The sequence below is a fragment of the Corynebacterium sp. HMSC078A10 genome (genome assembly GCF_001811565.1).
GTDB lineage: Bacteria > Actinomycetota > Actinomycetes > Mycobacteriales > Mycobacteriaceae > Corynebacterium > Corynebacterium hesseae.
Genome location: NZ_KV805230.1, coordinates 92,111 through 113,173 on the forward strand (window position 1 = coordinate 92,111; position 21,063 = coordinate 113,173).

The window sequence follows — 21,063 nt, forward strand, 5'->3', positions numbered from 1 at the left end:
GACTAGAGCATGCAGGAAACGCAGCCCTCAACCTCGGTTCCCTCCAGAGCCATCTGGCGCAGGCGGATGTAGTAGAGGGTCTTAATACCCTTTCGCCATGCGTAGATCTGGGCGCGGTTGATATCGCGGGTAGTGGCGGTGTCCTTGAAGAACAGCGTCAGCGACAGACCTTGGTCAACGTACTTCGTAGCCTCGGCGTAGGTGTCGATGATCTTCTCGTAGCCGATCTCATAGGAGTCCTTGAAGTACTCAAGGTTGTCGTTGTCCATGTGCGGCGCCGGATAGTAGACGCGGCCGATCTTGCCCTCCTTGCGAATCTCAATCTTGGAGGCGATCGGGTGAATCGAGGACGTCGAGTTGTTGATGTACGAAATCGATCCGGTCGGCGGCACTGCCTGCAGGTTACGGTTGTAGATGCCGTGCTTGGCGACGTCCGCCTTCAGCGCAGCCCACTCCTCCGCCGACGGGGTGTGAATCGAGGACTTAGCGAAGAGCTCCTTGACCTTTTCCGTGCGCGGAGCAAAGTCAGCCGGATCATAACGGTCGAAGAACTCACCGCTGGCATAGTCAGACTCGGGGAACTCGGTGAAGTACTCTCCACGCTCGCGGGCCAGCTTGTTGGATGCACGCAACGCGGCGTACATGATGGCGGCGAAGTAAGCGTTGGTGAAGTCCAAGCCTTCATCGGAGCCGTACTCAATGTGCTCGCGGCCAAGGTAACCGTGCAGGTTCATCTGCCCCAGGCCAATCGCGTGGGAATCATCGTTGCCCTTGCGCACGGAGGGAACGGAGTCGATAGAGGTCTTGTCCGACACAGCCGTCAAGCCACGGATAGCGGTTTCCACTGTCAAGGCGAAGTCCGGGGAATCCATGGTAGCCGCGATATTGAGGGAGCCAAGGTTGCAGGAAATATCGCTACCCAGGGTCTTGTAGGTGAGGTCGTCGTTGAGCTCTGACGGGGCGTTCACCTGCAGAATCTCGGAGCACAGGTTCGACATGTTGATGCGCCCAGTCTTGACCGGGTTGGCGCGGTTCACGGTGTCCTCGAACATGATGTAGGGGTAACCGGACTCGAACTGCAGCTCCGCGACGGTCTGGAAGAAGTGGCGAGCGTTGATCTTCTTCTTGCGGATACGCGGATCCTCGACCATCTCTTCGTAGTGCTCGGTGATGGAAATATCGCCGAAGGCCTTGCCGTAGACGCGCTCGACATCGTACGGGCTGAACAGGTACATGTCATCGTTACGCTTTGCCAGCTCGAAGGTGATGTCGGGGATCACGATGCCAAGCGAAAGGGTCTTGATACGAATCTTCTCGTCCGCATTCTCACGCTTGGTGTCAAGGAAGCTCATAATGTCCGGGTGGTGCGCGTTGAGGTACACCGCACCAGCGCCCTGGCGAGCGCCCAGCTGGTTGGCATAGGAGAAGGAATCCTCCAACAGCTTCATCACGGGGATGACGCCGGAAGACTGGTTCTCAATATGCTTGATGGGCGCACCGGATTCACGGATGTTGGACAGCAACAGGGCCACGCCGCCGCCGCGCTTGGACAGCTGCAGAGCGGAGTTAATAGAGCGCCCAATCGACTCCATGTTGTCCTCGATGCGCAACAGGAAGCAGGACACCAGCTCGCCACGCTGAGCCTTGCCGGCGTTAAGGAAGGTCGGGGTAGCCGGCTGGAAGCGACCGGTCATGATTTCATCCACGAGGTGTTCAGCCACCTCCGTGTCACCATCCGCCAAGAAGAGTGCGGTCATGGACACACGGTCTTCGAAGCGCTCGAGGTAGCGGCGGCCGTCGAAGGTCTTCAGGGTGTACGACGTGTAGTACTTGTAGGCGCCAAGGAAGGTCTTAAAACGGAACTTAAAGGCATAGGCGCGCTTGAACAGGGACTTGATGAAATCGAAGTCGTACTGCTCGATCAGCTCCGGCTCGTAGTACTTGTTTTCCACCAGGTAGCGCATCTTCTCTTCCAAGTCGTGGAAGTAGACAGTGTTCTGGTTGACGTGCTGGAGGAAGAATTGGTTCGCGGCCTCGCGGTCCTTGTCGAACTGAATCTTGCCGTTCTCGTCATACAAGTTCAGCAGCGCGTTAAGTGCATGATAATCCAGTTGCTCGGCCGGCTTCACAGGTTCGGCGACGGTCTTACCCAGTTGCGTGGTCACGACGTTCACGGGCCTTTCTTTGCTATGGCGAAATGGAGAGACGAAATAGTACGGATGAGGCTTTAGGCAGCCAAACCTAAAGCGGCCGCGTTGGCCAGGAGGCCTTCACGGCAAATTGTGACATCTTCCTCGGTTCCGAGAAGCTCGAAGCGATACACATAAGGAACCTTACACTTGGCGGCGATAACGTCACCCGCCTTGCCAAAGTCACTGCCGAAGTTGCTGTTTCCTCCGGCTACAACGGCGCGAATGAAGCTGCGGTTGTGTTCATCATTCAGGAAACGAATGACTTGTTTGGGTACAGGCCGCGTGTTCTGCCCGCTTACCGACGCCCCTCCCCCGTATGTCGGGCACACCAAGACATAAGGTTCATTCACGGTGAGGGGCTCGTCATTAAGGCGCAGCGGGATGCGGGCGCTGGGAAGGCCGAGCTTCTCGACGAAGCGGTGGGTGTTTTCCGTAGCGGAAGAGAAATACACGACCAACATGGCGTTAACCTAGGCGCTCGCCACCATCGCAGTGAGGGCCTTGATGCGATCCGGGCGGAAGCCGGACCAGTGCTCGCCGTGCGCTTCCACGACCGGCGCTTGGACGTATCCGAGGGCCATGACGTAGTCGCGGGCATCATCATCGAGGGAGATATCCACCAACTCGTACTCGAGACCAGCACGGTCGAGAGCCTTCTTGGTGGCGTTGCACTGGACGCAAGCGGGCTTAGTGTAGACAGTGATGCTCATGTGACGTTCCTTTGGCTTCCTTCGGCGCTACACGCGGAGTGACTGTTGAATTCGGTACTGGCAGAGCGTTCAACGGCTCTGCCTACAGGCTCTGAACAGCGATATCGGACCGCCGCTCGAGCAACATCAACGACACTATACTTTGTGCCCGCACCCCGCAACTAGCACTACATGTAGTAGTTACATGCCTGGTATTCCCAGGATGTAACTTGGCCCGACCCCACATGTTGACACCCCATCACTCCGCCCGTCCCCACGGCGGTAACTACACCGTTGATATTCCCTGCACGTTTACCGAAGATTCACTTAGTTTGTGACAAAGTCCACAAAAGGGCACGGCTCTAGGCCACGCCCTCGATACCGGCCCCTCTATTGCCAATGAAATCTAATCAAGCATTGGCTCGACACAGGTTCCAGAATCAGCCCCTTGCCCCGCCTCGCGGGTCAGACCAAAGAGCACCTGGCTCATCGTCATGGGATCCCGCGGCAGGTCCGGATGCAGCGGCTCCGCTCCGCACAGCTCCCCTAGATCGATGTTGACCACGTCGGCGCCGTCGACAGGTGTAAGCATGGAGGAAGAGTTCGGGGTCACCGTGACGTCGGCAGGCGAATAGATCGATGTATAGAGCGGCCCCGGCGCCGTATCAGGCAGCGCATTGAGGTTCTCCATGAACTCGGAGCCGACAACCTGCTGGATGCCTGCAGAGCTCGCCAAGAACCGAGCAAAGTGTGGCATCGCCGCAATCATCTTGGCCAGAACCTCGCCCATCCCGTTGAGGGTTGTGCCATGGAGGTTGCCACCAATGGCCACAGCGTGGGAAACGTGCTCAGCCGAACCGTACATCTGCGTGTAGGTCTTGATGTGCAGCCCGCCCTGCGAGTGGCCCACCAGATTAACCTTGTCGCTTCCGGTCACCTCGCGCACGTAATCAATCTGCCCTGCAATTTCGCGCGCAGACTCATCCAAGTCCGCAATCGCCTTGGCACGAGGATTCGCGTTCTGCAGCGTCACGTCGTCCGCGCCGTAGTCAAAGGCCCACACGCACATCCCCTCCTCCTGCAGGACCGGGATCAGTTCGTTCCACGTCGAGGAATTGTCCGACGTGCCGTGGAGAAGCACCACCGGCTCACGCACCTCGCCGCTCGGCTCGCACGAGGGATCATTGATTCCCAGCGAGGAATCCGCCAAGCTTTCAAACTCAAAGTCCGCAGCATGAGCTACCGGGACAGTGAACCCAACTGCAGCAGCACACACCGCCGCCGCGAGACGCTTCTTCATTATTCTTCTTTCTTTCAACTATCTTTCGGACCCCTGCTGAAGTCCGCCCGATAATTATATTCATTAAATCGCATCTGTCCAGGCACGTGGGCATAAAAAATCCGCCCTCCCCACAAAGCGGGGAGGGCGGAGACGAGGAAACTCGTTTCTTAGCCCTGGCGAGCCTTGAAGCGCGGATCCTTCTTGTTGATCACGAAGACCTTACCGTGGCGGCGAATAACCTGGGCGCCCGGCTTCTTCTTCAGCGACCGAAGCGACTTGCGAACCTTCATCGGGCGCTCCTTTCGTTATGCGCAATCTTGATGCGATTGATTAGTTCAAAGCACAGCTGGGAAGACACCCAGCAATGACACGAGGAAAAATGTTACCCCACGCGCGCGTCATAACCAAAACACTCAGCTTTCGGAGTAGCGGGCGCGAAGCTGCTCGGCAACATCCTCGAGGCTCTCCCTCGCCGTTTCCGGAACGAGTGCGCGGGTATATCCCACCGCGACGAGACCTAAGACCGCGAAGATTCCGAAGGCCAGCGAACCTCCGAGCCACTCGACCACCGGCAAGAAGAACTGCGCCACCGCCCAGTTACTCACCCACAGTGCCAGCCCAGCAATTCCCATGCCCACGCCGCGGACCTCTGGCGGCACGATTTCTGACATGAGCAACCACGTGGCCGGGGAGACTGCCGCCTGCTGAAAGGCAATGAACGCCGCCATGCACGCCAACGACAGCATGGCCAGCGGAATGGAGTCATGGGCGAAGTGATAGGCCACCGCGAGGACCACGAGTGAGACCACGTTGCCGCCTAGGCCCGCCAACAGCAGCCGGCGGCGTCCCAGCCGGTCAATCACGCGCATGCCCACGAGGCACGCTACGACGGATACCGCACCGATCACCATCGACGTATATACCGAGTTAGTAGTGGAGATACCCACCTGGTTCATCATCGTGGGCGCGAAGTACACAATGGCGTTCACACCCGTAATCTGCTGAGTCACCCCCATGAGCATGGCAAGCGCGATGGCCCAGCGCATCCAACGGTGGCGTCGCAAAGCTCGCCATTCACCCGTGCTCGGACGTGGACTAAGCTCCAACTCCGCTCCCTGCGCGCCGACCCGAGCGCTGACCGCGGCAGCTTCACGCGGTCGCCCTTGTGCCGCGAGCCATGCCGGGGTATCGGGCAGGAAGACCATGCCGAGCGCCAGCGCCGCGCCCGGGACCGCGGCCAGCCCCAGCATCCAATGCCAGCTGCCGCTTTCAGCCAATAGCGAGTTCACGCCATACGCCAGCAGCTGCCCCACGACGATCATGAGCGTATTGAGGGAGACCATCCGGCCCCGCACAGCCGCCGGGGTGATTTCAGAGATATACATCGGGGAGACGATCGACACCGCACCCACTGCCACGCCGAGGAATGCGCGGGCGGCAGCGAGTTCAGCGGCCGAGCTTGAAAGCGCGCACCACACGGAACCAGCCACAAAGATGAGCCCACCGGCGATGAGAGTGCGACGCCGCCCGATCATGCTCGCCACACGCCCAGCGACCAGCGCGCCGGCTGCCGCGCCAACCAAAAGCATCGAGGTCACCAGCCCCTCCTCGTGGGCGGACATGCCAAATTCCGGCCCAACGAAGAGGAGGGCGCCGGACATCACTCCGGTGTCATATCCAAAGAGCAGGCCACCCAGGGCGGCGACGCCTGCGACCATCATGACGTACGTATCTTTGTTCACGGGTTCCTATTGTCGCAGGCGGCTACCATTGGCGTCATGTCACATGAATCCATAGACCTCCAGCACGACATCATCGGGGCCCTCGGCGTAAAACCCAGTATCGATCCGGCAGAAGAGGTTGAGCGCCGCGTCGCCTTTTTGGTGGACTACCTACGCACAACCGGCGCGAAGGGCTTTGTCCTGGGCATCTCTGGCGGCCAGGACTCCACCCTGGCTGGGCGCTTGGCACAGCTAGCGGTGGCCCGCGTCGATGGCGCGGACTTCTGGGCCGTGCGCCTTCCCCACGGCGTACAGGCCGACGAGGATGACGCACAGATCGCCCTCGACTTTATCGAGCCCGACCACTGCCTCACCGTCAACATCGCCGAGGCCACCGCGGCTCTCGACGGCGCCGTGGCCAACGCCCTACACCAGGACTCCCTGGGGGACTTCAATCGAGGCAACCTCAAGGCCCGCCTGCGCATGGCCGCGCAGTACGCGCTGGCCGGCGAAGTCGGCGCGCTGGTCATCGGTACAGACCACGCCGCCGAAAACGTCACCGCCTTCTTTACCAAGTGGGGCGACGGCGCTGCCGACGTCCTGCCCCTCGCCGGACTCAACAAGCGCCAGGGCGCTCAGCTTCTGAAGCATCTCGGCGCACCAGATTCCACGTGGAAGAAGGTTCCCACCGCAGATCTAGAGGATGACCGCCCCCTACTCTCTGACGAAGAAGCGCTCGGCGTCACCTACTCCCACATCGATGACTACCTCGAGGGCAAGGACGTGCCTGCCGCCGCCCAATCGCGCATCGAGACCTTGTGGCGCCGCGGCGCCCACAAGCGCACCATGCCGCCTGGGCCGCAATAATCTTCTGCCGGTTGCAGGGCGCTCTTAAGCAATGGAATCGCGCTAACGCAACGCGTCGAGCGTGGCCTCCGCTGCTTGTTCGAGCGGGCCGTAATACGCGGGCCCATGCGTTAAGGAATGCACTGCCAGCGGGTGCAGCTGATGCATGGGCACCCACTTCTCGTATTCCTTGGGTGCCCCGTACCCGCGGAGGATTTCCTCGTAGAACGGCGTGCCAAACAGTTCGAGCATGGCGAGGTCCGTCCACGGGTGGCCGCCGTGTGCGGCTGGGTCGATCATCACGGCCGAATCGGCAGTAAACAGTACGTTGCCTGCCCAAAGGTCACCGTGAATGCGAGCCGGTTTCACGTCCCAGTCCGCAGCTTTTATCGCCTCGCATGCTTGTCGGACAATCCCCTGCACCCCCTGAGGCAGTCCATCCACGAAAGGCAGCACTCGCTGCTCAGCATAAAACTCGCCCCAGGATTCGCATGGTTCGCAGGGTTGCTCCACGCGCCCAATGAAGTTCGCGCCCTCCCAGCCCGCCGGCGGCGCGCCGAAGGCGGGCGCTCCCGCTTCATGGACCGTGCGCAGCGCAGCGCCAAAGGCGCGGGCAGCAGGAGCGCTCGGCCGCGCCTGCTCCACCCGCCGCGTGCTAAGAGAACTAGAGGTGACTTCGGTGACGTCCACGACGACGGCGGCAAGCGCCTGCGCCAGCCATCTCAACCCAGCAGCCTCGGCGCCAGCTTGATCAGGACGGGACACGGTCTTGGTGAATACATCCATGGCCCCAGCATAGAAAAAGGCCGCCCCCATTCAAGGAGACGGCCGAAAGTGGAGCTAACGGGATTCGAACCCGTGACCCCCACACTGCCAGTGTGGTGCGCTACCAACTGCGCCATAGCCCCAAAGCTGTATTGAATTGTGAAGTGGAGCTAACGGGATTCGAACCCGTGACCCCCACACTGCCAGTGTGGTGCGCTACCAACTGCGCCATAGCCCCTTATACGAGGTGCAACCTTTGTGATTGCAACTCGTATCAATATATCGCCTCCGTTTTCACTCACCAAATCGCGAGTTTAGGTGCGGTATTTGCACGCCCCTACTTAGCGGCGACGAGGTCGACCCACTCCATGATGGAGGTCTTGTCATCCTCCGGAATGTCCTTGCCATCCTTGATGATGCGCGGCGAGGACACGCTGCCGGTGTCGGCTTCCAGCTTCTCGTAGTTCGCGGTTACTAGGGCGTTGCCCTTGCCCACCGGTGCATCCTCGATGGCTTTGACGGTGTCCTTATCCGCGCCCAAGGACTTAGCGGCCTGCGCGAAGTCCTTCATCTCCCACTTGTTGTACACCTTGGACTGCTCATCCATGAGGTACTTACGCAGGTTCCAGTAGAGCTGTACGTCACCGGACTTGGCTACCTGCTCCATCGCAGCCGCGGCCTTGGAGGAGTGTCCCTCGTTGGACTTGATGCTCTCGATGCCATTCGGGCTGCCATCCAGGAAGTTGAGGGTGCGCACCTTAACGATGAGCTTGCCCTGTTCAATCTTTTCCTTCATCTGATCATCGGTCTGCTTGGCCAGATCAGAGCAGTGAGGGCAAGAGTAGTCCTCGTACAGCTCGACCTCCGGCGCATCCTTGGCGTCGGCAGCCTTGAGGGTCACGGCGTTATCAGCAAAGGACATCTCCATATTGACGTCCTGCTTGGTGTAGCCTTCCAAGCCCTCAACGCTGGCACCACGGTTTTGGTAGAAGATAAAGCCGAGCACGACGGCAATAATCACCAGCAGAACACCGATGCCCCACAGGAATCCGCTGTTGTTATTGGCGGTGGGGTCTTTAACTGTACTCATTGAGAAACCTTGTCTTGTATGACGTAAATGGAACGAACCGAAATCCTACACACCGCTGTTAAGGGTGCAATGCAAACTTGGTGAAGGGACGCTTGATTGTCCACACCATTAACACAGAATAGAAGACATCACGCAGCAGTGTCATCATGTAGTTCATCACCTGCGCGTCTTCATCGGGGCTAACGGAGAAACAACCGCAGTCAATCCCGAGTCCTCGCATCCACGCCTGTGCAATGCCAATCATGAATAGAACGAGGACAATCTGTCCCACCCATGCTGATTGTCGCAAGAACAGCCCCAGCAGCAGCAACAGGCCGCCGCACACTTCCAACGGGCCAATCAGGTAAGACAAATATTGAGACCACTCTGGTGTAAAGATCTCATAGGCCTTGATGCTTTGCGATACCGCGAGCTGATCCGACAGCTTCGACGCTCCCGCTTTGATCCACACATAGGCCATATAAAAGCGCGCGAATGCACTAATGACGTCAAGCACAAGGGCGGCGCTGATTTTGTCTTTGATCACGAGCACAGCCTAACAAGTTAAGGGTGGAGAGCGTAACGGCGATACGGGCGCCAGATTGTCCAAAGGGTGAGGACCAAGAAGGTTGCATCACGTAGCAGCGTCAGCGCGTAGTTCATGCCTTGGCTCACGTCGGCGGGGTCATAGCCGAAACAACCGCAATCGATCACCAGCCCACGCGCCCATGCCTGGGAGATTCCCACCATGAAGAGGACTAAGACCACCGCCGCGACTGCCGACGCCTCCCTCAAGAACAACCCCAGCAGCAACAGCACCCCACCCATGAGTTCCAAGGGGCCGATGAGGTAGGCCAAGTATCCGGACCATTCCGGGGTGAAGATGCCGTAGGCCTCGATGGCCTGGGTCATCTCCATCCTGGCGTCCAGCTTCTGAATACCGGCGATAATCCACACGGCAGCCATTCCAAAACGCACCAGCGCGCTCATCAGATCGGCGGCCGACATGGATTTTGCGGATGTCATAATTCATTAGCCTAGTCTCGGACCCAGACTTCAGACCTAGCCTTCGAGAACCTGCGACACCAGCGCCTGCGCCTCTTGCTGCACCTGCTTGAGGTGTTCTTCGCCACGGAAGCTCTCGGCATAGATCTTGTACTTGTCCTCCGTGCCGGAAGGGCGGGCAGCGAACCACGCGTTCTCCGTCGTCACCTTCAGGCCGCCGATCGCTGCGCCGTTGCCGGGGGCCTCGGTGAGTTTGGCCACGATCTTCTCCCCAGCCAGCTCAGTCGCCGTCACCTGCTCCGGGGAGAGCTTCTTCAGGATGGCCTTCTGCTCGCGGGTAGCTGGGGCGTCGGTCCGCGCATAGGCTGGCGCACCGTATTCTTCGGCCAGCTCCGCATAGCGTTGAGACGGGGTCTTGCCCGTGACCGCCAGGATCTCGGCAGCCAAGAGATCCATGATGATGCCATCCTTATCGGTGGACCATACGGTTCCGTCGAAGCGCAGGAAGGAAGCACCGGCGGATTCCTCGCCGCCGAAGCCCAGGGTGCCGCCGACAAGCCCCGGCACAAACCACTTGAAGCCCACCGGAACCTCCACGAGCTCACGGCCCAGGCTGGCCACGACGCGATCGATCATGGAGGAAGACACCAAGGTCTTGCCTACCCCGGCCTCACCCCACTCGGGGCGGTGGCTAAACAGGTACTCGATGGCCACCGCTAGGTAGTGGTTCGGGTTCATCAGACCCGCATCCGGGGTGACGATGCCGTGGCGATCAGAATCCGCGTCGTTGCCCGTGGCCAGGTCGTACTTGGAGCGGTTCTCCACCAACGAAGCCATGGCGTCCGGGGAGGAGCAGTCCATGCGGATCTTGCCGTCAGTATCCAGAGTCATGAAGCGGAAGGTGCCGTCTACCTCTGGATTCACCACCGTCATGTTGAGCCCGTAGTGCTCAGCAATGGCCGCCCAGTAGTCCACCGAGGCGCCGCCCATCGGGTCCGCGCCGATGCACACACCGGCCTTTTTAATGGCCGCCATGTCCACAACGTTGGCTAGGTCAGCCACGTAGGAGTCGAGGTAGTTGTGCTTCACGCAGCGCTCATCGAGCACGCCGTCAACCGCCACGCGCTTGACGCCCTCCAACCCGGCGCGCAGATAGTCGTTGGCCTTGGCTGCAATCCAGTCGGTGGCATCCGTGTCTGCTGGGCCGCCCGTCGGCGGGTTGTACTTGAAGCCACCATCGCGCGGCGGATTGTGGGAGGGAGTGATCACGATGCCATCGGTGCCCGGGTTGGTCAGGATGGCGTGGGAGACGGCCGGGGTCGGGGTGTAGCGGCCGCGGTCATCCACGCGAACCTCCAGCCCATTGGCAAGGAGAACCTCAAGGGCGGAGACCATGGCGGGTTCGGACAAAGCGTGGGTATCGCGGCCGATGAAAATGGCGCCCGTGGTCCCCTGCTCAGCGCGGTAGTCCACGATGGCCTGGGTAATCGCCAAGATATGAGCCTCGTTGAAGGCGGTATCCAAGGCGGAGCCGCGGTGCCCTGAGGTGCCGAAGGCGACCTGCTGGTCGGGGTTATCTGCATCGGGGGTGCGGGTGTAATACGCGGTGACTAGTTCTGCGATATCGATGAGATCGGAAGGCTGGGCTAGCTGGCCGGCGCGCTCGTGTGCCATGGTGGGTTCCTCCTTGGAGACGTGGATACACCCTAAGCTTGCCTGCTTCACGCTGGTTTCGCATCCCATTTAGGATGGTGCCTATGCCACAGATCCTTCTTGTGGGCTGCGGGACCGCGCTCGGGGCGCTGACTCGCTTCGTCCTCACTACGCTTCTCGGGGGTGGCGCGCTGCCGCTGCTACTCATCAACGTTCTTGGCAGTGCTGTCATGGGCTATGCCAAGCCGCCAGCGTTCTGGGGCACGGGTTTCTTAGGCGGCTTCACTAGCTTTGCCGCTTTCGCCTTCCTCACCTCGTGCTTTAGCCCGGCGCAGGCGGGGGCCTACGTGCTGGCGACGGTCGTCGGCTGCACCGGGGCCTACCTCATAGGTGACCGCCTGCAGGATCGGAGGCATGCATGATCCTCTCCATCCTGGCCGTACTCGCCGGCGGCTTTATGGGCGGCTGCGGGCGCTACTTGCTCACCCGTGTGCTCCCCTCCCCCACGTGTACCTTTGCCGCCAACCTCGTCGGCGCGGCGGTGGCCGGTGTGGCCTATGGCTATGCCACGCATGCACACGCCCCCGAGTATTTCCTCCCCCTGCTGGCGGCCGGACTCGCCGGCGGGCTATCCACGTGGTCCACGATGGCCAAGGAACTCGGTGAAATGATAAAGGCCAAGCGCTGGTGGCGCTTGGCGCGTTATCTCTTCTGGACCATCGGCCTAGGAATCGTGGTGGCCTGGCGCGGAGCGTGGGTCGGCTCGCTGCTGGCCTAACCCGCCTCCCACGCCCCTTGTGCAGCCACGGGCTGCGCTAGTCGGCGATGGCGTCCAACGGCGGGGTCTTCGCCGCGCGCTGCGCCGGCCACAGGGCCGCCAGCACACCGACGATTCCCGAGCCCACGAACATGACCGCGAGCATCATCCACGGCACCGTCGCGGAATCGAGGCCTTCGTCGGAAAGCACGGAGATGAAGGACCACCCCATCCCCAATCCCATGAGGATGCCCATGAGCGCGCCGAAGAGGGCGATCTGTACCGATTCCACCGTGATCATTGTGCGAATCTGGCGGCGTTGAGTACCCACCGCGCGCAGCATACCGATCTCTTGACGGCGTTCGATCACGCCGAGGGTGAGGGTATTGACAATGCCCAGGACAGCGATGACCACGGCCAAAGCCAGCAGCGCGTAGAGAATCGTGAGCATCTGGTCAATCATTCCGGCGGCCTCGCCAGCATATTCCTCGCTGGTGCGCACCTGTACCACAACGAGGTCCTTGACGGACTTCTCCAGGTTGGCTCGCAGCTTCTCCTTGTCATAGCCTTCTTCCGCGTTCACGGAAACCACAGTGACGTCGAGGCTGCTGGGGTCGATGACCTCTTCTGCCGCGGATTGGGACACGGCCAAGCCCGGGAGCATCTGGAAAGGTTCATAGGTGCCGAGGAGTTTTACCTGCGCAGTGCGGGATGGATCCGGCCCCGCCAACTCATAGGACTGGCCGACCTCCCAGCCTTGCTTCTCAGCCAAGACAGAGTCGGCGATGAAGCCCGGTTCCTCACCCGTATTCAGGGCACCATCTACCAAGGTCAGGTTGAGCATGTCATCGGCGTTGCCATCGATGATCTGGCTGATCATCATTTCCGGGCCATAATTCATCGAAGCCTGACCATCCACCTGCAGGGGTGCTGTGCTCATCGCCACGAGCTGTCCGACGCCCTCGGTATCGCGGGCGCGCTGCACCGTCTCGTTCGGCGTCGGGAAGTTTCCAGACGTCGGGCCAGACAGCAAGAAGTCTGCGCGGGCGTCCTGCTCGACGGCGTCGGCCACCGAGGCTTTCATCGTCGCACCCAACATGCCGATCGATGTCACCAGCGCCACGCCCAGCATGAGAGCGAACGCAGTCGCCGCGGTACGGCGCGGGTTGCGCGCCGAGTTCGTCGATGCCAGCTTGCCGACCGCGCCAAAGGGCGCGCCAACCACGCGGCCGATCGCCGGAACGATAGGCAAGGAGATGGCCGGTCCCGCAAGGAAGAAGCCGAGGATGAGGTTGAGCGAGCCGAGGCCCACGAGTGTGGCGCGGATGCCCGTGGAGGCGTCGACAAGCACGCCCACGAGCGCAAAAATAATGCCGACGACGAGCAGCAGCCCGCCCAGCACGCTGCGCACCAGCAGCGAAGCGCCCGCCGCGGACTCGGTGGTGCGCATGGCTTCCACGGGCTTGACCGCGCCTGCCCGGCGCGCCGGTGCCCACGCGGAAACGATGGTGACCAATGCGCCCAGAATCAACGGCACAAGCACAGCGCTCAAGCTCAGGCCCAGGCCGCCGCCCATGGGCATGCCCTTGGCTTCGAAGACGGCCTTAATGATCGCCACCAGGCCCATGCCCGCTGCCACGCCCACGGCAGAGCCCACGAGGCCCACGATGAAGGCCTCCGTCACCACCGAGCGCGTAATCTGGCCGCGGGATGCACCGAGTGCGCGCAGCAGCGCGAACTCCTTGGTGCGCTGAGCCACGATCATGGAGAACGTGTTCGCGATGATGAACGTGCCCACCAGCAGCGCGATGAGGCCGAAGGCGATGAGGAAGTAGTTGACGAATTTCAGGGCAGAGGAAATCTGATCCGAAATCTCATCGGCCAGCTTCTGGCCAGATTCCGCCTTAACCTCGAAGGTCTCGTTGAGGTGATCCACGAGCTCATCGGCGCTCACTCCCTCGGCCGCAGCGACCTTCAGCTGTTCGGAATTGCCGTATCGCTCGACGAAGGCCTCGTGGTCCATGAGCAGCGTCAGGCTAGGGCCTTGGTCCACCACAGGCTTGACGACGCCCACGACCTTCACCTCATCACGCTGGTCCGGGTGGACCACGAGGAGGCTGTCGCCGATCTTGATGTCGAACTCTTCCGCAGCCGAGTCGTTGATGAGAACCTCGCCGGTCCCGTGAGGCGCGGAGCCGTCGACAAGCGTGGCGGGCTCACCGACGGATTGGTCCTCCGGGTAGTAGGGCTGCACGCTGGAGGTGCCGCCGCCGGTTTGAAAGGCCTCGGCATCCTTGTTGGCAACCACGACGGTCTGGCTGCTTTGCATGTTGACTGCGCGCACGTCGGGGTCGGCGGCGATGTCATCGCGCATCTTCTGGTCGAGGATTGGGCCGCCTTCCTTCTGGCTTACGGCCGCATCCACACCGGTAAATGCCGTGGATACCGCAGAGTCGAACGTGTTCGACAAAGATTTGGTGAACATGAAGGAACCCGAGATGAAGGCGGTGCCGAGCACCACCGCCAGCAGGGTCAAGGCAAGGCGCAGCTTGTGCGCGAGAATATTGCGCACGGACACCGTGCGCATGGTGTTCTTTGTGGCCATGCTCTAGCCCTCGATTTCTGCCATCACGGCGTGGATGGACTCCATGGTCGGGTTGTTCAGCTCGTTGACCAGCCGGCCATCGGCAAGGAAGACCACGCGGTCTGCGTAGGATGCGGCCTTCGCATCGTGCGTGACGATAACAACGGTCTGGCCATCCTTGTCCACGGCAGTGCGCAAAATGTCGAGCACCTCGGCGGAGGAGTTCGAGTCCAGGTTGCCGGTCGGCTCATCGCCGAAGATGATCTCGGGGCGCGAAACCAGGGCGCGCGCGCAGGCCACGCGCTGCTGCTGGCCGCCGGAGAGCTCTGCTGGGCGGTGATTCAAGCGCTCGGACAAGCCTAGGCGGGAAGTGACCTCATCGAACCACTCTTTATCCACCTTGTTGCCAGCGATATCGGTGGGCAGCGTGATGTTTTCTGCCGCGGTCAGTGTGGGCACCAGGTTGAAGGACTGAAAAATGAAGCCCAGGCGGTCGCGGCGCAGGGCCGTAATATCCTTGTCGCTGAGCTGCGACATATCGGTGTCACCGATGAAGGCCGAGCCGGACGTCGCCGAATCGAGCCCCGCCATGGTGTGCATGAGCGTGGACTTGCCGGAGCCCGAAGGGCCCATGATGGCGGTAAAAGTGTTGCGCGCGAACTCAACGTCGACGTGGTCCAACGCGGTAACTGCGGTATCTTCCTGACCGTATTGTTTGAACAGGTCGACGGCACGAGCCGCAGCAGTCATCGTTGGGGTTGTCATGGACGTGTTCTCCTTATAGATGGGGAAAGTAACGTCCCTACCCTATCCTGCCCTGGGTAAGTTATGTGACGCGTGTGGTCTAAAATATGCTCCATGCGCGCATCTCTTTCCGCTCTGGAACATTACGACCGCTGTGCCGAAGCCGCCGCGGCTCAAATCATGCGCCACTACTCCACCAGTTTTTCCCTGGCCACGCGGCTTCTTTCCCCCAGGGTCCGGGTGGACATCCGCAATTTATACGCCATGGTGCGCACCGCCGATGAAATCGTCGACGCCGGGCTCGATCCCCAGGACGCCGCCGTGCTTCTCGACGCCTACGAAGCCACCGTCCGCGCCGCCCCGTCCCAGCGTTTTCACGCTGATCCGATCGTGCATGCCTTTGCGCTTTCCGCGCGGCGTTGCGGGTTCAGCGATGAGCACGTTGCACAGTTCTTTTCCTCCATGCGTTGCGATCTTACGCACCACACGCACACCCACGACTCCTTCGAGGATTACGTCTGCGGCTCCGCGGAGGTCATTGGGCTCTTGTGCCTGGACGCCTTCTACGCCGGCGGGCCCCGCCCGTCCGGAATCGAGGAAGGCGCGCGGCGCCTGGGCGCGGCCTTTCAGAAGATCAATTTCTTGCGCGACCTGCGTGAGGATTCCGCAGAGCTGGGCCGCTCCTATTTCCCGGACCTGCCGGACCCGGCCAGCTTGGATGAGGAGCGGAAAACGGCAATCATCGCTGATATTCGGCGCGACCTGGCTGTAGCGCGCGGCGCGATGGAGAAGTTGCCGCGTGGTTCGCGGGTGGGCGTGGCGGCTGCGACGGCCCTGTTTACCGAGCTCACCGACCAGCTCGCGGCCACCCCCGCCGCCGATATTCTCACGACACGAGTCTCCGTCTCGCCGGCGCGCAAGGCATTCTTGGTGAGCCGGGCAGCGGCATCGGCGGTGAAGTAGCTATGGGCAAGCGTGTTGTCGTCATCGGCGCGGGCATCGCTGGCCTGGCCAGCGCGGCGCTGTTGCTGCGTGAGGGTTGGGACGTGGTGGTCGTCGAGAAGCAGCACAGCGTCGGCGGGCGCGCAGGCGAACTGGAGGTCGACGGTTTCCGCTTCGATACGGGCCCATCCTGGTACCTCATGCCCGAAGCCTTCGACGAGTTTTTCAAGGCCTGCGGGACGAACACCGAGCGCGAGCTGGACTTGGTTGACCTCTCCCCCGCGTATCGCGTCTACAACGACGACGGCGCCTTCCTCGACATTCACAGCGGCGTGGACAACGTTGTTCGGCTTTTTGAGTCCATCGAGCCGGGCGCAGGCGAGCGCGTGCGCGCCTACTTAGCGCGCTCCTCTGATATCTATGCCGTGGCGCTAAGCAGCTTTTTGTACACCACGTTTTCCCACCCCACGCAGCTTTTAACCCGGGACGTGCTCACGCGGCTGGGTACGCTGGCGCTACTTCTCACTCGGTCCTTGGACCGGCTGGTGGCAGCACAGTTTCAGGACTACCGCCTGCGCCAGGTGCTGACCTACCCGGCGGTGTTTTTATCCACGGAGCCAACAGCTGCACCGGCGCTGTATTCCTTGATGAGCCACACCGATTTGGTCGAAGGCGTGCGCTACCCGCAAGGTGGTTTCGCCGCGGTGGTCGCGGCGATTGCGCGCCAGGCACAAGGCGCCACCTTCCTCATGGATACGGCGGTGACGGCGATTGAGTGCGCAGAAGGTCGTGCGACTGGCGTGCGGCTGGACGACGGCCGCTTCATCTCCGCCGAGGCCGTCGTGTCCGCGGCGGACCTGCGCCATACTGAGACTGCTCTGCTGCCTCAGTCAGCGCGGACATATCCCGAGAGCTATTTCGCGCGACGCGACCCGGGCCTCGGCACGGTGTTGGTCTTCCTCGGTGTGCGGGGCGCGCTGCCGGAGCTGGCCCACCACACCCTTCTTTTCAGCAAGGACTGGGAGCCCGATTTCCGGGCGGTGTATCACGCTCCGGAGGCTTCGCGCCCGCTGGGGGCGTCCGAGTCCATCTACGTGTCGAAGACCTCCGCGACGGATCCTGCCGTGGCACCGGAGGGCTGCGAGAATCTCTTTGTGCTGGTCCCCGTGCCGGCGGAGGAAAACTTCGGCGCGGGTAACGCCTATGGCGAAGAAGAATCACCCCGCGTTGGCGCAATTACCGATGCCGCGATTCACCAACTCGGCACGTGGCTTGGCATCCCGGATTTTTCTGAACGCATCGTGGTGCGCCGGACGGTCGGCCCCTCTGATTTTGCGCGGCGCTACAACTCCTGGGCAGGCGGCGCGGTGGGACCCGCGCATACGTTGCGGCAATCCGCCTTCTTCCGCGGGCGCAATGCCTCGCGAAAACTCAAGAACCTGTACTACGCGGGCGGTACGACGGTACCGGGTGTTGGTGTACCGATGTGCCTCATTTCCGCGCACAATGTCATCACGCGGATGCGTGAACAGCACTAAGCGTCGAGCTCAAGGGCTGCGGGTGCACCGCTCCGTTTTGTCTTCACCGTCACGGCGTGCCCACCAAAAAGATAGCCATCATCGAATTCCACGCTGAGGTGTCCGCGTTGGGGGACCTCAACGGCAACGGGCGTGAGTTTGGCGTATACGTCGCCGGCCGTGAGCTCAGGTGCCGGGGCGTTGGCGCCTTCAGACAGGGCGACGTCATGGCGCCAGCGGTTCGCGGCTCGAAGAGCTTTTTTGGCGGCAAAGCGCCGGGCCTCATCAATGAACTCGGCGCTGAGGACCTTGTTGATAACGGTGAGGGGTGCCTTGAATTTACGCCCAAGCTTCGCGCTCTCCGCGAGAAGAAGCTCCTCCCCTTCGTACGAGATGCTGAAATCAACTCCGAGCTCTTCTGCCCTACCGTCGAACGTGTTCGTACTGCGATCGAGCACCAACGGACCGAACTTGGAATCAAGCTCTACCGGAACGGCAATCCGAGCGAGGAGTTGCTCCATTGCCCCGTCTTCCGCATCTGGGAGGATCTCCCAGATATCGACGTAGTGTTCCTTGCTCCTCTCGTGGAAGTGGTGGCTACCCCGAGCATGAATCACCGTGAAAGGCTCAAGCTCTGCAACTTCGCGCGGATCCCACAGCGTCTTTCCCGCGACTGTCTGGAAGAGCTGCGGATAGCGCACGCCGACGTCACCAGTAATCAGCTCGCCCCCGGGCAGCATCTTTAAGGCGACTCCAGGCATGTTCATGAGCTGAATATGCGTCTTGTCCTCAGCGTAGGGATCATCGCTCACCCACTTCTTCGGCACATCTGCCACAACGAAGAGGAACTCTGTTTCCTCGTAGCCCAGAATAGAGCTGACGACGTCATTGTCCGAGAAATCACGGTAAAGGGAAAGCATGCCGCAATAGTACATACGTGAAAAAGCTACGCAGCGCTCCATGGCGTAGTCTGAGGAGGTTGACGTCGAGTAGAAGGGCGAAAAGCCGATGGCAGAAACGATTGAGCAGGCCACCGAAATTGTTGAGGAGTGGCTCAAGCAAGAAGACGCCATCGACCCCCAAAAGGCTCCTCGGCTCCAAGAGCTCTTAGCTCGCGTTCCACGTCAAGAGCTCATCGCGATTGTGGAGCGCCAGAATGCTCTCCGCGCTGCATTGGCGTTAAGGCTGCTGCCGCGTCAAAAATCTATCGCGGTCTTCGATGCACTTGATGCCAAACACCAAGCGGACATCATTGACGAGTTAGGCAACGCCGATGTCTACGAATTCTTCGACGAGCTGGATCCCGAAGACCGCGTGGCCCTGCTGGACGAGCTTCCTGCGGAAATTGCGGATCGCCTCCTCCGTTCGCTGACTCAGACTCAGCGCGATGTGACCGGAGTGATTCTCGGGTACACGAAGGGATCCGTCGGCCGGCGTATGTCGCCGGAGGTCCCCAATATCCACCCGGAAATGAGCATGGAAGATGCCCTGCGCACCCTCCGCGACAACGCCGATGAACTAGAAACCATCTATACCGTTCCTGTGACGCGTAAGGACCGGCGTCTGGTGGGCGTCGTCAGCCTGCGCGAGCTCTTCACGGCTGAACGCGGCATTCTCATTGAGGACATCATGAACGAGCCGGTGTATGCATACGCGACTGCCGACGCCGAAGAGACCGTCCGCTGGTTCTTGCCCCTCGACATGCTGGCGCTGCCGATTGTGGATGATTCGCACCGCCTCGTTGGCCTTCTTACCTGGGACGATGCCACCGACATTATGGAGGAAGCGGACAGCGAGGACTCGGCTCGTTCCGGTGGTACGGAAGCGCTCCAGCAGCCGTACTTGTCGACGCCCCTTCTCAAGCTCGTCCGCTCCCGTATTCTCTGGCTGCTCGTTCTCGCCGTATCGGCTCTGTTGACCGTGCGGGTGCTCGATTCTTTCGAAGACACACTGGCTAAAGCGGTGGTGCTGTCACTATTTATCCCGTTGCTAACAGGCACGGGTGGAAACACGGGAAATCAGGCAGCAACGACCGTCACACGAGCGCTCGCGCTTGGCGACGTCCGCACACGCGACCTCTTGGCAGTCATGTGGCGGGAATTGCGCGTCGGAATGTTGCTGGGCGCTGTGCTGGGGCTGGCCGGGCTTGTCTTGGCGACGGTCATCTATGGCCTAGATATCGGCCTCGTCATCGGCTCCACCCTGTTTCTCATTTGTTCGATGTCCGCGACGGTAGGCGGACTCATGCCCATTGTGGCTAAAACTGTTGGCGCGGACCCTGCGGTCTTCTCTAACCCATTCATCTCCACCTTCTGTGATGCAACGGGCTTGATCGTCTACTTCTTCATTGCGAAGTCTGTCTTGGGAATCTAACTGGATACAGAAGGGTGTCCGCCAGGCCGTACAACGCCTGCTACATGACGAATAAGCCCGCGCCCCAATCTTTGGTGCGAATTGACAGCCACTAACCGCCCTGAGCGCCCGCGCACAATCCTTCGCTTATCCCGCAAGCAGTCCAATTGCAAGGTTAATAGCAGCGTGCAATATCGCGCATTCAATGACGCTTCCCGAGCGGTATCGCACCACTCCCAGGATCCACCCGCAGAGAAACTGAACCGGAAGTATGGGCCACAACTGCGCATCGAAGCTCAACAACATCAAATGAGGCAGAAGAAAAACTCCCGCTTGGAGCGTGTTACCACCCCAGAACCCCCAGGATCGAAGAAGTAAGCCGCCAACAAATCCTCGGAAAAACACTTCCTCGCCTATAGCCCTGAAAATGACAGCAAGGCTTACCCCTTGAGACAGAACCACCCCCGGTATGGCCAGACTAGCCGACGACACCACACGGATACCGGCGTATCCTATTCCAAGCAACACGGGGAAAAGGATGATGCTTAGTACTACTGTTTGCCAATTTCCCAATCGCCAACCCACATTTGCCCGAGCTTGAGAAACCCCAATTCTCTTGCGCTGAAAAATGATATAAAGCACTGAAGGAACGAGAAACAAAAGGAATTCAAACATCTTCTCCGTACCCTAATCCCGGACCGGGTTGGCTACTTAGCCAGAAAGCTCGGTGCCCAGTTTACAATTCTGTATGAGGACGAGACGCCCGAGCATTGGTGGGGTAGATCATACTTCCGTGGCCCTTTCGCAGTAGTTAGGAACTAGGCAGCTACCCGGGTGGGTATGAGCCTTGTTTATCAGCGCTTTCAGGTGAACATGATTAGGCCCAATTGCCGAGGCGGGGCCTAATGACTCGGTCACTAAAAAGCTATTTGTTCAGACCTGGAA

General features: G+C 60.5%; 21 protein-coding genes and 2 tRNA genes. 6 read left to right on the plus strand and 17 right to left on the minus strand.

Features of this window, described 5'->3' with window-relative positions; genetic code table 11:
- Positions 1 to 2 precede the first annotated feature (2 nt).
- The 6 genes from nrdE to HMPREF2808_RS12750 all read right to left on the minus strand — a co-directional run bounded on the left by nrdE (position 3) and on the right by HMPREF2808_RS12750 (position 5,905).
- A complete protein-coding gene (gene nrdE / locus HMPREF2808_RS12725) occupies positions 3 to 2,165 on the minus strand; it encodes a class 1b ribonucleoside-diphosphate reductase subunit alpha (RefSeq protein WP_070522502.1) in 2,163 nt (720 codons plus the stop codon).
- A gap of 62 nt (positions 2,166 to 2,227) precedes the next feature.
- The gene (nrdI, locus tag HMPREF2808_RS12730; protein WP_070522431.1) at positions 2,228 to 2,653 is read right to left on the minus strand and encodes a class Ib ribonucleoside-diphosphate reductase assembly flavoprotein NrdI; all 426 of its coding nucleotides are present in this window, start codon (positions 2,651 to 2,653) and stop codon (positions 2,228 to 2,230) included.
- Positions 2,654 to 2,662: 9 nt separating this feature from the next.
- Entirely contained in the window at positions 2,663 to 2,902 is a 240-nt protein-coding gene (gene nrdH, locus HMPREF2808_RS12735; protein ID WP_070522434.1) for a glutaredoxin-like protein NrdH, read from the minus strand.
- Between the two features lie 385 nt (positions 2,903 to 3,287).
- On the minus strand, positions 3,288 to 4,181 hold the full coding sequence (locus HMPREF2808_RS12740) for an esterase/lipase family protein (protein WP_070625012.1): 894 nt from the start codon (positions 4,179 to 4,181) through the stop codon (positions 3,288 to 3,290).
- Between the two features lie 149 nt (positions 4,182 to 4,330).
- On the minus strand, positions 4,331 to 4,453 hold the full coding sequence (gene ykgO, locus HMPREF2808_RS12745; protein WP_003847162.1) for a type B 50S ribosomal protein L36: 123 nt from the start codon (positions 4,451 to 4,453) through the stop codon (positions 4,331 to 4,333).
- 123 nt (positions 4,454 to 4,576) lie between these two features.
- Entirely contained in the window at positions 4,577 to 5,905 is a 1,329-nt protein-coding gene (locus HMPREF2808_RS12750; protein WP_070625014.1) for a sugar porter family MFS transporter, read from the minus strand.
- Between the two features lie 36 nt (positions 5,906 to 5,941).
- On the opposite strand from HMPREF2808_RS12750, the gene nadE reads away from it, so the two are divergent.
- A complete protein-coding gene (nadE, locus tag HMPREF2808_RS12755) occupies positions 5,942 to 6,751 on the plus strand; it encodes an ammonia-dependent NAD(+) synthetase (RefSeq protein ID WP_369821981.1) in 810 nt (269 codons plus the stop codon).
- 42 nt (positions 6,752 to 6,793) lie between these two features.
- Here nadE and HMPREF2808_RS12760 read toward each other — a convergent pair whose 3' ends face one another.
- From HMPREF2808_RS12760 to pgm, 7 genes are all read right to left on the minus strand, one after another.
- Positions 6,794 to 7,516 carry a fructosamine kinase family protein gene (locus tag HMPREF2808_RS12760; RefSeq protein ID WP_083309071.1) on the minus strand — a complete coding sequence of 241 codons (723 nt, stop codon included), beginning with the start codon at positions 7,514 to 7,516 and terminating at the stop codon, positions 6,794 to 6,796.
- Positions 7,517 to 7,565: 49 nt separating this feature from the next.
- Positions 7,566 to 7,638 (minus strand) — tRNA-Ala (locus HMPREF2808_RS12765).
- Positions 7,639 to 7,660: 22 nt separating this feature from the next.
- A tRNA-Ala gene (locus HMPREF2808_RS12770) sits at positions 7,661 to 7,733 on the minus strand.
- 99 nt (positions 7,734 to 7,832) lie between these two features.
- Positions 7,833 to 8,585 (minus strand): DsbA family protein, encoded by a 753-nt coding sequence (locus HMPREF2808_RS12775; RefSeq protein WP_070625018.1) that lies wholly within the window; start codon positions 8,583 to 8,585, stop codon positions 7,833 to 7,835.
- A 58-nt stretch (positions 8,586 to 8,643) separates the two neighbouring features.
- Entirely contained in the window at positions 8,644 to 9,111 is a 468-nt protein-coding gene (locus HMPREF2808_RS12780) for a MauE/DoxX family redox-associated membrane protein (RefSeq protein ID WP_070522450.1), read from the minus strand.
- Between the two features lie 17 nt (positions 9,112 to 9,128).
- Positions 9,129 to 9,590, minus strand: coding sequence for a MauE/DoxX family redox-associated membrane protein (locus HMPREF2808_RS12785; RefSeq protein WP_070522452.1), 462 nt, complete (start codon positions 9,588 to 9,590; stop codon positions 9,129 to 9,131).
- 36 nt (positions 9,591 to 9,626) lie between these two features.
- Positions 9,627 to 11,243 carry a phosphoglucomutase (alpha-D-glucose-1,6-bisphosphate-dependent) gene (gene pgm, locus HMPREF2808_RS12790; protein ID WP_070625036.1) on the minus strand — a complete coding sequence of 539 codons (1,617 nt, stop codon included), beginning with the start codon at positions 11,241 to 11,243 and terminating at the stop codon, positions 9,627 to 9,629.
- An 83-nt stretch (positions 11,244 to 11,326) separates the two neighbouring features.
- Here pgm and HMPREF2808_RS12795 point away from each other — a divergent pair, with 83 nt between their 5' ends.
- Complete coding sequence (locus HMPREF2808_RS12795) at positions 11,327 to 11,644, plus strand: fluoride efflux transporter family protein (RefSeq protein WP_070625019.1); 318 nt, start codon at positions 11,327 to 11,329, stop codon at positions 11,642 to 11,644.
- Positions 11,641 to 12,000: a fluoride efflux transporter FluC gene (locus HMPREF2808_RS12800; protein WP_070625020.1), complete on the plus strand. Its 360-nt coding sequence runs from the start codon at positions 11,641 to 11,643 to the stop codon at positions 11,998 to 12,000. The genes HMPREF2808_RS12795 and HMPREF2808_RS12800 overlap by 4 nt, the downstream gene beginning before the upstream one ends.
- A gap of 37 nt (positions 12,001 to 12,037) precedes the next feature.
- Here the strand turns inward: HMPREF2808_RS12800 and HMPREF2808_RS12805 are convergent, their stop codons facing one another.
- On the minus strand, positions 12,038 to 14,584 hold the full coding sequence (locus tag HMPREF2808_RS12805; protein WP_070625021.1) for an ABC transporter permease: 2,547 nt from the start codon (positions 14,582 to 14,584) through the stop codon (positions 12,038 to 12,040).
- A gap of 3 nt (positions 14,585 to 14,587) precedes the next feature.
- Positions 14,588 to 15,328 (minus strand): ABC transporter ATP-binding protein, encoded by a 741-nt coding sequence (locus HMPREF2808_RS12810; RefSeq protein WP_070522468.1) that lies wholly within the window; start codon positions 15,326 to 15,328, stop codon positions 14,588 to 14,590.
- A gap of 93 nt (positions 15,329 to 15,421) precedes the next feature.
- On the opposite strand from HMPREF2808_RS12810, the gene HMPREF2808_RS12815 reads away from it, so the two are divergent.
- Together HMPREF2808_RS12815 and crtI are read left to right on the plus strand one after the other, a co-directional pair.
- On the plus strand, positions 15,422 to 16,270 hold the full coding sequence (locus HMPREF2808_RS12815) for a phytoene/squalene synthase family protein (RefSeq protein ID WP_070625022.1): 849 nt from the start codon (positions 15,422 to 15,424) through the stop codon (positions 16,268 to 16,270).
- A 2-nt stretch (positions 16,271 to 16,272) separates the two neighbouring features.
- Positions 16,273 to 17,787: a phytoene desaturase family protein gene (gene crtI, locus HMPREF2808_RS12820; RefSeq protein WP_070625024.1), complete on the plus strand. Its 1,515-nt coding sequence runs from the start codon at positions 16,273 to 16,275 to the stop codon at positions 17,785 to 17,787.
- On the opposite strand, the gene HMPREF2808_RS12825 is transcribed toward crtI, so the two are convergent.
- The gene (locus HMPREF2808_RS12825) at positions 17,784 to 18,686 is read right to left on the minus strand and encodes a DUF2262 domain-containing protein (RefSeq protein ID WP_246818587.1); all 903 of its coding nucleotides are present in this window, start codon (positions 18,684 to 18,686) and stop codon (positions 17,784 to 17,786) included. The genes crtI and HMPREF2808_RS12825 overlap by 4 nt on opposite strands.
- An 88-nt stretch (positions 18,687 to 18,774) precedes the next feature.
- On the opposite strand from HMPREF2808_RS12825, the gene mgtE reads away from it, so the two are divergent.
- On the plus strand, positions 18,775 to 20,139 hold the full coding sequence (gene mgtE, locus HMPREF2808_RS12830) for a magnesium transporter (protein ID WP_070596627.1): 1,365 nt from the start codon (positions 18,775 to 18,777) through the stop codon (positions 20,137 to 20,139).
- A gap of 126 nt (positions 20,140 to 20,265) precedes the next feature.
- Here mgtE and HMPREF2808_RS12835 read toward each other — a convergent pair whose 3' ends face one another.
- A complete protein-coding gene (locus tag HMPREF2808_RS12835) occupies positions 20,266 to 20,793 on the minus strand; it encodes a CPBP family intramembrane glutamic endopeptidase (RefSeq protein ID WP_070625026.1) in 528 nt (175 codons plus the stop codon).
- Positions 20,794 to 21,063: the final 270 nt, after the last annotated feature.

Excerpts from the sequence above, each read along its gene's own strand:
- HMPREF2808_RS12805 (WP_070625021.1), bottom strand. The coding sequence starts at position 14,584 with ATGGCCACAAAGAACACCATGCGCACGGTGTCCGTGCGCAATATTCTC.
- HMPREF2808_RS12740 (WP_070625012.1), bottom strand. The coding sequence starts at position 4,181 with ATGAAGAAGCGTCTCGCGGCGGCGGTGTGTGCTGCTGCAGTTGGGTTC.
- HMPREF2808_RS12800 (WP_070625020.1), top strand. The coding sequence starts at position 11,641 with ATGATCCTCTCCATCCTGGCCGTACTCGCCGGCGGCTTTATGGGCGGC.
- HMPREF2808_RS12825 (WP_246818587.1), bottom strand. The coding sequence starts at position 18,686 with ATGCTTTCCCTTTACCGTGATTTCTCGGACAATGACGTCGTCAGCTCT.
- HMPREF2808_RS12815 (WP_070625022.1), top strand. The coding sequence starts at position 15,422 with ATGCGCGCATCTCTTTCCGCTCTGGAACATTACGACCGCTGTGCCGAA.
- HMPREF2808_RS12785 (WP_070522452.1), bottom strand. The coding sequence starts at position 9,590 with ATGACATCCGCAAAATCCATGTCGGCCGCCGATCTGATGAGCGCGCTG.
- nrdI (WP_070522431.1), bottom strand. The coding sequence starts at position 2,653 with ATGTTGGTCGTGTATTTCTCTTCCGCTACGGAAAACACCCACCGCTTC.
- HMPREF2808_RS12775 (WP_070625018.1), bottom strand. The coding sequence starts at position 8,585 with ATGAGTACAGTTAAAGACCCCACCGCCAATAACAACAGCGGATTCCTG.
- nadE (WP_369821981.1), top strand. The coding sequence starts at position 5,942 with ATGTCACATGAATCCATAGACCTCCAGCACGACATCATCGGGGCCCTC.
- crtI (WP_070625024.1), top strand. The coding sequence starts at position 16,273 with ATGGGCAAGCGTGTTGTCGTCATCGGCGCGGGCATCGCTGGCCTGGCC.
- ykgO (WP_003847162.1), bottom strand. The coding sequence starts at position 4,453 with ATGAAGGTTCGCAAGTCGCTTCGGTCGCTGAAGAAGAAGCCGGGCGCC.
- nrdH (WP_070522434.1), bottom strand. The coding sequence starts at position 2,902 with ATGAGCATCACTGTCTACACTAAGCCCGCTTGCGTCCAGTGCAACGCC.
- pgm (WP_070625036.1), bottom strand. The coding sequence starts at position 11,243 with ATGGCACACGAGCGCGCCGGCCAGCTAGCCCAGCCTTCCGATCTCATC.
- HMPREF2808_RS12760 (WP_083309071.1), bottom strand. The coding sequence starts at position 7,516 with ATGGATGTATTCACCAAGACCGTGTCCCGTCCTGATCAAGCTGGCGCC.
- HMPREF2808_RS12795 (WP_070625019.1), top strand. The coding sequence starts at position 11,327 with ATGCCACAGATCCTTCTTGTGGGCTGCGGGACCGCGCTCGGGGCGCTG.
- HMPREF2808_RS12835 (WP_070625026.1), bottom strand. The coding sequence starts at position 20,793 with ATGTTTGAATTCCTTTTGTTTCTCGTTCCTTCAGTGCTTTATATCATT.
- HMPREF2808_RS12810 (WP_070522468.1), bottom strand. The coding sequence starts at position 15,328 with ATGACAACCCCAACGATGACTGCTGCGGCTCGTGCCGTCGACCTGTTC.
- mgtE (WP_070596627.1), top strand. The coding sequence starts at position 18,775 with ATGGCAGAAACGATTGAGCAGGCCACCGAAATTGTTGAGGAGTGGCTC.